Below are 13,043 nucleotides of genomic sequence, written 5' to 3'. Positions count from 1 at the left end.
AATATTAAGAAATCATTAATTCTTAAATTGCCACAAATTGCCTCCCGGAAAATGATTTTACTTTCCCTAAAAGTTCCAATTCTAAAATTATTGGTAAGATTTTGTGAGGAGAGACATCCATTTTCTGTGACAAATCGTCCAGAGAAATCTGAGGATGTTCTCTTATGGATTGATATATTAAATATTGATTATCAGATAATTGTATTGTGGTCTCGCTGTAAGGAAATAACTCTTCAATTTTTTCTTTAGGACCATTAAATCCGAGTAAGCCGATAAGATCTTTTATGGTAGAAATGGCTGTCGCTTTGTTATGGAAAATCAATTGATTACACCCCTGGCTGCAGAGGTCTGTGATTTTTCCCGGTAGGGCAAAAACATCCCGATTGTAGTCATTGGCAAAAGCTGCTGTACTTACAGAACCACCGCCAAAACCGGTTTCCACGACAATAGTGGATGGTGATATTCCTGCCACAATTCTGTTTCTCTGGATGAAGTTTTCGCGGTCTGGTTTTCTGGAAGAACTGAACTCTGTTACTAATGCTCCTCCTTCCTGAAGAATTTTCTCTGAAAGCTTTCTGTTTTTTGCCGGATATAAATATTGAAAACCATGGGCAAGGACTGCTACGGTAGGTTTTTGGTGATGAATAGACTGCTCATGAACCTCTTTGTCCACTCCTAATGCCAAGCCGCTTACCGATATGTATTTTGAAGACTGCGTAGCCTCAAAAAAGTCCCCAATAAACTGTTGACCATAGGCTGTCATATTTCTGGACCCTACTATGCTTATTGTGGAAAGAGTATCATCAAGGCTTCCTTTTTGGTAAAGTATAGCTGGAGCATCCGTACATTCATTAAGGAGAGACGGAGTTTCATTAAGGTGTCTTAGCTTGATTTGGATATTATGCTTTTCGCAAAATTTTAATTCTTCTTCTGCGAATTTCAAATGATCCTTGCTGCCAATATCCGAAACCGTTTTTTGTCCTATTCCTTCCAGTTGTTTATACTCTTTCTTTGCTCTTTTCCATGTTTCCTGAGCACTTCCGAAAGTACGCACCAGTCTGTTAAAATGGATGTCGCCAATCTGGCTGCATTCGCGGAGTGCGATGGCGTAAAAATATTCTTCGGAGATCATGTATGTGTTTTTTCAAATGTAGTGAAATAAGCTTTATCTTTTTCTTAATTCCTCCAAATGATCCCAGATATCATCTCTTTTCTTGTAAGGAAGCTCCATGAAATCTTCCGGGTGATTTTCCTTGTATTCCTGCCACAGTTTATCATCCTTTTCGTTATAATAATTAGGAAATTCCCAAATAAATTTTTTCTTCTTTTCGCCCACATTTCTAAAGGAAAATGCAATAATACTTCCTACTACAGCTCCGGAAAGATGGGCCTGCCATGAGATTTTACTCGGCTCCTGCATGTTATAAAATAGCTCTTCTGGCAACATTCCCCAGATTAAACTTCCATAATACAGTACCACAAGCATTGAAATGGTCAGAAGTTTTGTGTTCCATTTGAATACACCGCTGAAAAAGAGGAAAAATGCAAGAACATATACCACACCACTGGCTCCGATGGTACAGGTGTACATATATTCGCCGGTGAGAATGTCAATAGGAGGAAGTAGCCATACCAAAAGTCCTGTTGCCAGCCAGCCGATAATGAAAACCTTGTTCGCGACTAAAGGATAAAACTGATAGAGCAGAAACATCAATGCCGCTATCGGGATTGAATTTCCTATAATATGATCGATATTTCCGTGTAAAAGGGGAGAGGTAACTATACCCAGCAATCCTTCTGGTAAAAGCGGAATGATGGCTCCAAAACAGCTTTGAAAAAAGCCCTGCATTTGTAAAAAATACCCTAACCACATTGCAGATAACATCAGCAATGGGTATATAACCGCTCTTTTGGAAATTACATTTTTAAACATGAGGATTCTACGTCAAATCAAAAGCCAATGATAAATTTCGGAAAATTTGTCGATGAATATGGATCTATCAAACTGATTTTAAGACAAAAGGTATCAAATTTATTTTTCAAACTTATTATTTTGGCATTGATTTTATAGAAATATAGGATTGAGAAGTAATTCAACTGTAAGGAAATTGGATTCTTTAAAGCAGAATTTACCTTTAAAAAAAAATATATTAATATTTTTGTACTGAAAATTATTTAGAGTAATGAAGAAGTTTTTATTGATTCTTTCCATTTTTATGGGAATTTATGCAAGTGCACAAGAAGAATTGAAAAAAGATTCCGTAGTGGTAGACACAGTAAAATACTGGTCGGTTGTAGGAAAAAATACATTAATGATCAACCAGGCTGCCTTTTCAAATTGGGTAGGAGGGGGAGCCAACAACGTGGGATGGCTTGCCGGAGTCAATTACAATCTGACCTATGAAAAGGATAATGATCTTTGGGAGAATATTATTATACTGGGCTACGGGCAGAATGATACGAAGGGATTGGGAATAAGAAAAACCCAGGATGTTATCAATGTTTCTACCAATTATGGGCGGAAGTTTTCAAAAAGTTGGTATTTCTCTGGAGGGGCCGGGCTTCAGTCACAGTTTGCCGCAGGGTATGAAGACGGAAATAATCCTGAAGCAAAGAAAATATCGAATTTTATGGCGCCAGGTTATGTGAATGTCGGTATGGGTATCACGTACAGGCCTAATGATGATCTTACGGTCACTTTACGTCCTACCAACGCCAGGTGGACTTTTGTATTGGATAAAGACCTTCAGACAGCAGGAAGTTATGGTTTGAAAAGCGATGGTGATACTTCCTTATTACAATTCGGTTTTTTGGGAACGGCAATATATAAACTGAAAATAATGGAAGATATCTACTTAACGAATACAGCTTCTGTCTTTTCAAATTATCTTGACCGCCCGGACAGATTGGTTCTTGCGTATGGAGCACTATTGAACCTGAAAGTAAACAAATATATCTCATCCAATGTGACATTAGATTTGTTGTACGATCACAATCAGATAGAAAAAACGCAGCTGAAACAAACCCTTGGAATTGGATTCGCTTACACACTGAATAATGGAGTGAAAAGATCTGATCGTAAAGACAGCCAATGGTGGATAAAAAAATAATATAAAATCACATATTCAATAGAAAAAACACTTCAGAAATGAGGTGTTTTTTTTGCATTATTGAATTACTGTTAGAAAATATTTCTAATAACCTTTCGGTATACCATAATGAGAAATAAAACCCATCCCTACTTGCGTATAAATAATTGATAAACAATAACTTAACATAAAAAAAATAAATCTCTACTGATATGATTTATTTAATATATTTGAAATGAATTTTTAAAATAGTAATAACAAAAAAACAAATTAATTATGAAAAAAACATTATTAGTAGGCACATTATTAATCGCTGGTGTGGCAAGTGCATTTCCTTTCAGGACTTCTTGTGGGACTGTTGTAAATGTTACACAAACGCAAGGGTATACCATGGAGCAAGTAACAACTTTTTTACAATTTGTTAATTATAACGAATGTGGTACTACTCCAAAAGGGATAACTCTTTATATTCACTAATTAATTCTAATTCAAAACCTCAAGCAAAGTATTAATTATACTTTGCTTGTGTATTTAAACAATGAAAATCTATTACAGTCTATTTTTCTTTTTCTTCATAATTATTATTAAGTCTCAAGGAGGGTTTAATGTTGTATATGAGGCTGATTATAAATTGGTTTATAAAAGCCAAATGAAAAATGCTATTGTTCAAGATGCAGCATTTGCACTTTTGATGAATGAGAAAGAATCTTATTATAAAAATATGAATCAATATGTTGGGGATTCACTTCGTTTTGAAAAAAAGCTTCATGAAAACAGTCCGATTGAAGAACAAATGAAATATACTTCCGAATTTTCTGAAAGTATTGGAACAACAATGGGAAAACTTTATGTAACTTTTAAAACATCTAATGAATATTTTAAATATGAAGAAACGAATAATACCAATTGGCAACTTATAAATGAATTCAAAACAATTGGAAAGTATAAATGTCAAAAAGCCATAACAAAAAAGTATGGTAGAATTTGGATTGCATATTTTGTTAAAGAAATACCTCTCCCTTTTGGTCCATACAAGTTTAGTAAATTACCAGGATTGATTCTAGAAGTGTTTGATGACAAAGATGATTATCATTTTACAATGTATAATTTCAGAAAAAGGAAATATTATTGTAATTCTGCAAATTTGCACTCCAATGCTAGACTAGTGAAAAAAGAAAATATATTTGACTATCGAAGAAAAGAATTAACGAATCCTACTCTTTATAATAAATTTATTGAAGATCCTGATGAACGTCGTTCTCTCCTTAAAAAGGCTCAAGAAAGAGCAAAAAACTACAATCCTATTGAGTTAAATATCAATTAAAATTAATGGTTATTAGTAAGAAAAACACTTCAGAAATGAGGTGTTTTTTTGCTTTTACAATACTGTAGTTTTAAGTTGGTTTAAGTTCATAATGGATGTGGGTTATCTTTAAACGAGTTGTTTTCATGGTGTTATGGGGCTAAAATCGCTTATGTTAAATTCATTTTAAAGTGAATTTTCTTCCGGCGTAAATTATTATTTATACATTTGTAATAAATCGACATTATGAAAAAACTTTTATTGATCAGTTCCATTTCTTTTGGAGCGATAGCTTTGGCGCAAGAGACTAAAACAGCTGCTCCGGCAGCAGACACCGTTAAAGCCTGGTCTATTCAGGGACAAAATACATTAATGCTCAATCAGGCTGCCTTTTCAAACTGGGTAGGAGGGGGAGCCAACAACGTGGGATGGCTTGCCGGTGTCAATTACAACATGACTTATGAAAAAGGGAAAGATCTTTGGGAAAATATCATTATTCTGGGCTACGGGCAGAACAATACTCAGGGAACGGGAGTGAGAAAAACTCAGGATGTCATCAACCTTTCTACAAACTATGGTAGAAAATTTGCTGAAAGCTGGTATTTCTCAGCAGGAGCCGGGCTTCAGACTCAGTTTGCTCCGGGATATGAAGATGGGAACAATCCTGATGCTAAAAAGATTTCCAATTTCATGGCTCCGGGATATTTAAATGTAGGTGCAGGGGTTACCTACCGTCCTAATGATAATTTGACAGTGACTTTACGTCCTGCCAATGCAAGATGGACTTTTGTCTTGGATAAGGATCTTCAAACTGCAGGAACTTATGGTCTTAAGAATAATGGTGATTCATCACTTTTCCAGTTCGGTTTCCTTGGGACTGCTATCTATAAGATCAAAATCATGGAGAATATAAACCTGACCAATACAGCGTCTGTATTTTCAAACTATCTGGATCATCCGGATAGATTGGTGCTGGCTTATGGAGCGATCTTAAATATGAAGATCAATAAATATATTTCATCCAATATTACCCTGGATCTGCTGTATGATCATAACCAGATATGGAAAACACAGTTGAAGCAGACATTGGGCGTAGGTTTAGCCTATAATTTCGATAACGGTAAGAAACGTTCAGATAATAAAGATAACCAAGGCTGGTTAAAGAAATAAAGCGGAAATAAACCTGCTAAAACTATAAAAGCACTTCAAAAGAAGTGCTTTTATGTATCAATATATATAAAGTTTTAAAATTCTATATCTACTCCCAGTTTCTCAGCCAATAGCTTTGAAATTTTCTCTTTTAAAGGCTCTATATCAATATTCTGCATAGCATCATTTGCGAAAGCATATAAAAGCAATGCCTGAGCTTCTTTTTTAGAGATTCCTCTTGCTCTCAGGTAGAATAAAGCATCTTTATTCAGCTGACCTACCGTACATCCGTGAGAACATTTTACATCATCTGCAAAGATCTCCAACTGAGGTTTTGTATCGATGCTTGCTCCTTCACTTAGCAATACATTGTTGTTTTGCTGATAAGCGTTCGTTTTCTGAGCAATTTTATCTACAAAAACTTTTCCGTTGAAAACTCCGTGGGCATTGCCATCGAAGATTCCTTTGTAGTTCTGGTAACTTTCACAGTTCGGGAAGTTATGGTGAACTGCTGTATGGTGGTCTACCAACTGATCTTTTCCGATGATGGTGATTCCGTTCATGAATGAATTGATGTTTGATCCATTATGAATAAAATCCAGGTTGTTTCTTACCAGTTTACCTCCGAAAGAGAATGTATTTACAGTCGTTAAGCTGTCTTTCTCCTGTTTTGCGAAAGTATTGTCAATAAGATAAGTTGTATTGTTGTCATTTTGAAGCTTGTGCCAATCTGCTTTTGCGTTTGGATAGGTAAAGATCTCCGTTACAGAGTTGGTCAATACATATGTGCTGTCAAAATTATGGTGGCTTTCAATCACTTCTACTTTTGCCCCTTCTTCTACGATCAATAGGTTTCTTGTATTGTAGAACGTATTTTCCTCTTGATTTTGAGAGATATAAAAAACATGGATTGGTTTTTCAATCACTACATTTTTAGGAACCTTAAGGAAGAAACCGTATTTGCAGTAAGCTAGGTTTAAGTTGGTAAAAGCCTCGTCTTTAGAAGCTGCAGTGTTGAAATATTTTTCAAAAACCTCTTTATGCTTCTCGTCATTCAATGCGTAATTGAATGAAAGAAACTCTACATTTTCAATAGAAACTTTTGAAAGTTCCTTGTGAAGTTTACCGTTTACAAAAACAATCCAATCAAAATTTTCCTCTCCAAGGTGCAATTCATCAAACTGCTCTTTGGTGATATTGTGGCTCTCTTTCGGGAAGAAGTTATAGCTTTTTTCCGTGATCTCCTTTAGATTGGTATATTTATATTCTTCGTCTTTTTTTGTTGGAACACCAATGTTTGCAAATCTCTGAAGAGCCGCTTTTCTTTCATCATCCAGAAACCTGTGACGAAGACTCTCCAAAAATTCATTATGGTTCTCTATAATTTGTTCTTTTAATGCCATTACTGGTATATCTGTGGTTTGCACCATTTTTTCTTTTTATTTTGAATTAAAATATTGTTATTCCAAACAATGTGGAACCCAACTTTTAATATTAGAGATTCTTCATTTTGTTACGTCTCATGAATAATCGCAGAAAACTTTAATCTCTGAAATAATATATTCTTCTTAGTTAAGAAGCCAGTCGTACCCTTTTTCTTCAAGTTCTAATGCTAAAGATTTATCACCCGTTTTGATGATTTTTCCATTAGCTAAAACGTGAACGAAGTCAGGCTGAATATAGTTAAGCAATCTCTGATAGTGAGTAATCAAAAGAACTGCATTTCCTTCATTTTTAAAGTGGTTTACCCCATCTGCAACGATTCTTAATGCATCGATATCCAATCCGGAATCGGTCTCATCAAGAATAGCCAATTTAGGATTCAGCATCATCATCTGAAAAATCTCATTTCTTTTCTTTTCACCTCCTGAGAATCCCTCGTTCAATGATCTTGAAAGGAAATCTTTCTTGATACCCAACTTTTCAGATTTTTCACGGATCAATGCAAGCATTTCTTTTGCTGGCATTTCTGTCAATCCGTTTGCTTTTCTAGTCTCGTTTAAAGCAGCTTTGATAAAGTTCGTTACAGAAACTCCCGGAATTTCCACTGGATACTGGAAAGAAAGGAAAATCCCTTTGTGAGCTCTATCTTCAGGAGCATCTTCGCTGATGTCTTCTCCTTGGAAAAGAATTTCTCCACCAGTTACTTCGTAATCATCTTTTCCAGCGATTACAGAAGATAGGGTAGACTTACCAGCTCCGTTTGGTCCCATGATAGCGTGAACTTCGCCCGGCTTTATTTCAAGATTAATACCTTTTAATATTTCTGCGCCATCTTCAATTTTGGCGTGAAGGTCTTTAATTTGTAACATTCTTGCTAACTTTTGCTTTTATAATTGTGTGAGCTTCTCCTGTATATACATTATGTCTTTATTTGGAAATTTCTCCAACAGACGGATAGAAGCTTTTTATATTTTATGTTTGTAATAATCTTCTGTGAAGACTAGAACTTATATTTCCGTTTATAACGGTTTTTTGATCTCATAAAAACGCTGAAAACCTTGCCATTATATCAGTTAGTTTTTATCTGAGAGATCCTTTTTTTTAAGGATTTATCCTACTGAACCTTCTAATGAAATTTCTAACAATTTCTGAGCTTCAATAGCAAACTCCATTGGAAGCTTATTTAAAACTTCCTTGCTAAATCCGTTTACAATCAGAGCGATAGCTCTTTCTGTGTCAATCCCTCTCTGGTTACAGTAGAAAATCTGGTCTTCCCCAATTTTTGAAGTCGTTGCCTCGTGCTCTAACTGTGCAGTAGGATCTTTGATTTCAATATAAGGGAAAGTGTGTGCCCCACATTCATTACCCATCAATAGAGAGTCACATTGGGAGAAGTTTCTTGCTCCTTTTGCAGAAGGCATTACTTTTACCAATCCTCTGTATGAGTTTTGAGATTTTCCAGCAGAAATACCTTTTGAAATAATCGTTGACTTGGTATTTTTACCAATGTGAATCATTTTTGTTCCTGTATCAGCATACTGGTGATTGTTGGTTACCGCAATAGAGTAGAACTCTCCAATTGCATTGTCCCCTTTAAGGATACAAGATGGATACTTCCATGTTACTGCAGAACCCGTTTCAACCTGTGTCCATGAGATTTTTGCATTTCTTTCGCAAAGACCTCTTTTCGTTACAAAGTTGAATACTCCTCCTTTACCTTCTTCATTACCAGGGTACCAGTTTTGAACGGTTGAATATTTAATTTCAGCATCATCCATCGCGATCAGTTCTACAACTGCTGCGTGAAGCTGGTTTTCATCTCTTGAGGGTGCTGTACATCCTTCAAGATAAGAAACATAGCTTCCTTCATCTGCAATCACAAGAGTTCTTTCAAACTGTCCTGTTCCTGCCTGGTTGATACGGAAATAAGTGGAAAGTTCCATTGGGCATCTTACCCCTTTAGGAATATAGCAGAAACTTCCGTCAGAGAATACTGCGGAATTCAATGCTGCATAAAAATTATCTCCTCTTGGAACTACTTTTCCTAGATATTTTCTTACTAAATCTGGGTGATTCTTAATCGCTTCAGAGATTGAACAGAAAATAATTCCTTTTTCTGCCAATGTATCCTGGAAAGTAGTTTTCACAGAAACTGAATCTATTACAATATCTACAGCAACACCGGAAAGTCTTTTTTGCTCTTCAATATTGATTCCTAATTTGGCAAAAGTTGCCAATAATTCAGGATCAACTTCGTCTAAACTTTCCAGTTCAGGCTTTGCCTTGGGAGCAGCATAGTAACGGATTGCCTGGAAATCTGGTTTTTGATATTTGATATTTGCCCAGGTAGGCTCTACCATTTTCAGCCAGATTTTGAAAGATTCCAGTCGCCATTCAGTCATCCATTCCGGCTCTTCTTTTTTAGCAGAAATTGCACGGACGATATCCTCATTCAAACCAATTGGGAAGTCTTCATAATCTATCTTCGTTTCCCAACCGAATTCATATTTTTTATTTTCTAGATCGACTCTTAAATCGTCTTCTGTATATTTACTCATTATTTTTTTTTAGATTTCAGATTTTAGATTTCAGAATTCAGAAGTTACTCTGAGATCTGAAATCTAGGATCTAATGTCTTTTCTCTAAAGACTAAATGATTCCCCACATCCACATGTTCTGGATGCATTCGGGTTGTTAAAAACAAACCCCTTTCCGTTCAATCCTCCTGAATACTCAAGAGTTGTTCCTGCTAGATAAAGGATGGATTTTTTATCTATAATAATTTTGATGTTATTATCTTCAAAAATCTGATCTGCGTCTGTTTTTTGGTTATCAAACTTTAAAACATACTCTAAACCAGAGCATCCGCCGCTTTTCACCCCTACTCTTATATAATCTTCAGCAGGGTTAAAACCATCTTCCGTCATCAACTGGATGGCTTTCTCCTTTGCATAGTCTGATACTTTTATCATTGTATTTATTTAGAATGATTTAATGATGCAAAAATACGAACTAATTTCCGCAATCTCAAATCGAAGATGTCTATTTTAATGATTATGATATTAATAGCGATCTTGGAGGGAATATTTATGTTAAAAATAGATAAAATTGTTATCCTTGTGTGAAGATTTTATTTCTAGTTTTAACCTTGAATCGTATTTTCGATCTATAAATAAAATTGGTAATGAAACAAAAAATAACTGTTTTTTTTGTGTTGTTCTTCACCGCAGTGTCTTATGGACAAACGACAAGATTTGTGTATGAAACCCTGGTAAACCCAGATTCCATCAATCTTGTAAGCATGAAAAGTGAAAGAACTTTTCTGGATATTAATGGAGATCGTTCTTTATTTATCAGTGAAAATAAATTGAAAAGAGATTCTCTTTTTACTTCTTTAAGGTCAGAAATGAAAGAAACTCATCAAAAAGAGGAAAAAGATTTTTCAAAACCGGGAGGAGGTAAAAATTTTGAATCTACTTTCTTTGAATATTTTATTACTAAAAGTGTTCCGGATCAGAAAGTATACTACTATGAAAAGGCGGCCGGAAAACAAATTTATTACCAGGAAGACAGGCCCATGCAATGGGAAACGACCAATATTGTTGAGAAGCAAAACGGATATTCTGCTCAAAAGGCAGTCACAGAGTTTGGCGGCAGAGTCTGGACAGCATGGTTTACAAAAGAGATTCCTCTCTCTGATGGGCCGTACAAATTTTCAGGATTACCTGGATTGATTGTAAAACTGGAAGATGACAAAGGGGATTATAAATTTGATCTTGTTAAAAAAATAATAGTCAAAAATGCTTTTGAAGAACAGATCAACGCTGATGCAAAACAGAGTACAAGAGTTAATTTCCATGGAGATAAAGCTGCGCTGGAGATGGAGTTTGGTAAAAACAGAAGATCTATGGCAGGAAATAATGGAGGAGGAAATATGAATCTTGAAGGAGGAAGACACGGAAACGGTATGGGCGGCGGCATGAATGGAGGAGGAATGAGAGGCGGAGGTCACGGAGGTGGCGGAATGCATAGAGGAATGGGGGGAGAAAACCAAAGTTTTCCTACACAGCAGAATTCATCTATAGAAAGTCACTCCTTTACGGGGGTTCAGAATCCAATTGAATTAAAATAAAGAAAAATATAAATGAAAAAATTAGGTATTATCGCATTGGCACTCTTCATCCAGAATGTTTCTGCACAGACAAACAGGTTTGTGTATCAGGTGACCATGAAACCGGATGCAGAAAACAAAACAGATATCAAAACAGAAAATGCATATCTGGATATTTCTTCCGAGAAATCTGTATTTTATTCTGAAAACAGGATCAAAAGAGACTCTATTATGCAAAAAGCATTTCAAGGAGGTGGTGGAAGAGGAAGCATCAACAGAGATCAGATGGAAGGCTTGAGAACGAATATCAACTATTCTATAGAAAAGGATAAAAAGAACCAAAAGACGTATTTTAAAGACAGAATTGGCCGTGATGTTTATTCGTATGAAGAAGACAGACCTCTGAACTGGAAAATTGAGTCGGAGACAAGAAAAATAGGAGAATATAAAGTTCAGAAAGCTGAAGCAGACTTTGGCGGAAGGAAATGGACTGCATGGTTTACCACTGATCTTCCTTATCAGGATGGACCCTACAAGTTTGGAGGTCTTCCGGGATTGATTGTAAAAGTAGAAGATGATAAAGGAGAATATTCTTTTGATTTAATGAAAAACTATAAGATTCCAGAACTTCCGACATTAAACCAGTTTGGAAACACGTTGAAAGTGAAAAGAACAGATTATTTAAAGCAGCAGCAGAAATTTATTAGTGACCCTATGTCATTCATGAATCAAGGTGGTGGCGGACAAGGTGGATTTTCGACTACAGTGAGAATTGGGGGAAGAGGACCCGGAGGAGGCGGAAATCAAAATCCTGGCGATTTTAAGAAAAGAATGGAAGAAAGGGTAAAAGAAGAAGCCAAGAAAAATTCTAACCCAATCGAATTACAATAAATAATAAATGCGGTCTCACTCTGAGACCGCATTTTATTTTGTATGCTATTTAAAACATTAAGAAAATTGATGGTTAAGATTCATTAAGATTCATCTTTCCCAGATGATAAAGCAGATTGCTTATAAATAGCTTTAGCTTTTATCTTGATGATAATTAATTCTTTAACCACTCTTAATGGTTCAGTATTATTTTAAAAGTTGATTGAAAGTATCACCCTGTCTGATATCACCGGTGTTATAGCCTTTCATAAACCATTCTTTACGTTGTGCAGATGATCCATGAGTGAAACTTTCCTGGTTAACATATCCTTGCCCTCTTTTCTGAATATTGTCATCTCCTACAGCTTCTGCTGCATCTATTGCAGATTCAATGTCTCCGGGCTCCAGAATATGTTTGCTGTCATTGGTTCTTTTCGCCCAGACTCCGGCATAGAAATCAGCCTGTAATTCTGTAGCAACGGATACTTTGTTCATCTGTTCTTCGGAATATCTTCCGCTTCTTCTTAACGCATCTACTTTTTGAGTAGTTCCTAAAAGAGTCTGCACATGATGTCCTACTTCGTGAGCCAAAACATAAGCTACTGTAAATTCCGTTACTTTAGCCCCGAATTTTTGCTGTAGTTCACCAAAAAAACTCATATCCATATAAACTTTCTGATCAGCGGGACAATAGAATGGTCCCATGGCAGACTGAGCTGTACCACATGCTGAAGAAGTTGTATTTTCAAAAAGAACAATCCCCGGATCAGTATAAGTCATCCCATTTTCTTTAAAAATCTGATTCCAGGTCTGGCTATTCCATGCATCCATCATTTTGACCATTTGTCCGATTTGTTTTTCACTGGCTGTAAGCTCTCTTTGTTCCCCGGAGTTTCCTGAAGACTGCATACTGCCGGAATTCAGAATACCGGATGGATCACCTCCCAAAAAGAATACGATGGCTGCTATAATTAAAGTTCCAAGTCCGCCACCTACGATCATACCACCACCTCCGCCTCCGGAACCACGGCGGTCATCAACGTTTCCGCCTCTGTCGTCTGTCCATTTCATACTAATA

At 36.0% G+C, this 13,043-nt stretch carries 13 protein-coding genes; 6 read left to right on the top strand and 7 right to left on the bottom strand.

Annotated features, from left to right (window positions below; genetic code table 11):
* Positions 1-22 precede the first annotated feature (22 nt).
* Both dprA and C1634_RS02100 read right to left on the bottom strand, forming a co-directional pair.
* Positions 23-1,132, bottom strand: a complete 1,110-nt coding sequence (dprA, locus tag C1634_RS02105; protein ID WP_109737833.1) for a DNA-processing protein DprA — start codon at positions 1,130-1,132, stop codon at positions 23-25.
* Between the two features lie 33 nt (positions 1,133-1,165).
* The gene (locus C1634_RS02100) at positions 1,166-1,933 is read right to left on the bottom strand and encodes a rhomboid family intramembrane serine protease (RefSeq protein ID WP_109737832.1); all 768 of its coding nucleotides are present in this window, start codon (positions 1,931-1,933) and stop codon (positions 1,166-1,168) included.
* Between the two features lie 250 nt (positions 1,934-2,183).
* Here C1634_RS02100 and C1634_RS02095 point away from each other — a divergent pair, with 250 nt between their 5' ends.
* From C1634_RS02095 to C1634_RS02080, 4 genes are all read left to right on the top strand, one after another.
* On the top strand, positions 2,184-3,110 hold the full coding sequence (locus tag C1634_RS02095; protein WP_109737831.1) for a DUF3078 domain-containing protein: 927 nt from the start codon (positions 2,184-2,186) through the stop codon (positions 3,108-3,110).
* 255 nt (positions 3,111-3,365) lie between these two features.
* On the top strand, positions 3,366-3,566 hold the full coding sequence (locus C1634_RS02090) for a hypothetical protein (protein WP_103235051.1): 201 nt from the start codon (positions 3,366-3,368) through the stop codon (positions 3,564-3,566).
* 61 nt (positions 3,567-3,627) lie between these two features.
* Positions 3,628-4,413, top strand: a complete 786-nt coding sequence (locus C1634_RS02085) for a GLPGLI family protein (protein WP_103235050.1) — start codon at positions 3,628-3,630, stop codon at positions 4,411-4,413.
* A gap of 225 nt (positions 4,414-4,638) precedes the next feature.
* Positions 4,639-5,562 carry a DUF3078 domain-containing protein gene (locus C1634_RS02080; RefSeq protein WP_109737830.1) on the top strand — a complete coding sequence of 308 codons (924 nt, stop codon included), beginning with the start codon at positions 4,639-4,641 and terminating at the stop codon, positions 5,560-5,562.
* Positions 5,563-5,636: 74 nt separating this feature from the next.
* Here C1634_RS02080 and sufD read toward each other — a convergent pair whose 3' ends face one another.
* The 4 genes from sufD to C1634_RS02060 all read right to left on the bottom strand — a co-directional run bounded on the left by sufD (position 5,637) and on the right by C1634_RS02060 (position 9,956).
* On the bottom strand, positions 5,637-6,944 hold the full coding sequence (gene sufD / locus C1634_RS02075; RefSeq protein WP_109737908.1) for a Fe-S cluster assembly protein SufD: 1,308 nt from the start codon (positions 6,942-6,944) through the stop codon (positions 5,637-5,639).
* Between the two features lie 165 nt (positions 6,945-7,109).
* The gene (gene sufC / locus C1634_RS02070; RefSeq protein ID WP_103233703.1) at positions 7,110-7,853 is read right to left on the bottom strand and encodes a Fe-S cluster assembly ATPase SufC; all 744 of its coding nucleotides are present in this window, start codon (positions 7,851-7,853) and stop codon (positions 7,110-7,112) included.
* Between the two features lie 240 nt (positions 7,854-8,093).
* On the bottom strand, positions 8,094-9,542 hold the full coding sequence (sufB, locus tag C1634_RS02065; RefSeq protein ID WP_103233702.1) for a Fe-S cluster assembly protein SufB: 1,449 nt from the start codon (positions 9,540-9,542) through the stop codon (positions 8,094-8,096).
* Positions 9,543-9,626: 84 nt separating this feature from the next.
* A complete protein-coding gene (locus tag C1634_RS02060) occupies positions 9,627-9,956 on the bottom strand; it encodes a HesB/IscA family protein (RefSeq protein WP_045491822.1) in 330 nt (109 codons plus the stop codon).
* 212 nt (positions 9,957-10,168) lie between these two features.
* On the opposite strand from C1634_RS02060, the gene C1634_RS02055 reads away from it, so the two are divergent.
* Both C1634_RS02055 and C1634_RS02050 read left to right on the top strand, forming a co-directional pair.
* Entirely contained in the window at positions 10,169-11,116 is a 948-nt protein-coding gene (locus C1634_RS02055; RefSeq protein ID WP_103233701.1) for a GLPGLI family protein, read from the top strand.
* A gap of 12 nt (positions 11,117-11,128) precedes the next feature.
* Positions 11,129-11,986, top strand: coding sequence for a GLPGLI family protein (locus C1634_RS02050; protein ID WP_109737829.1), 858 nt, complete (start codon positions 11,129-11,131; stop codon positions 11,984-11,986).
* A gap of 186 nt (positions 11,987-12,172) precedes the next feature.
* Here the strand turns inward: C1634_RS02050 and ypfJ are convergent, their stop codons facing one another.
* Positions 12,173-13,036: a KPN_02809 family neutral zinc metallopeptidase gene (gene ypfJ / locus C1634_RS02045; RefSeq protein ID WP_103233700.1), complete on the bottom strand. Its 864-nt coding sequence runs from the start codon at positions 13,034-13,036 to the stop codon at positions 12,173-12,175.
* Between the last annotated feature and the right edge of the window lie 7 nt (positions 13,037-13,043).

The sequence above is a fragment of the Chryseobacterium viscerum genome, assembly GCF_002899945.2.
Taxonomy (GTDB): domain Bacteria; phylum Bacteroidota; class Bacteroidia; order Flavobacteriales; family Weeksellaceae; genus Chryseobacterium; species Chryseobacterium viscerum.
This window is presented reverse-complemented; position numbering and strand designations above follow the sequence as displayed.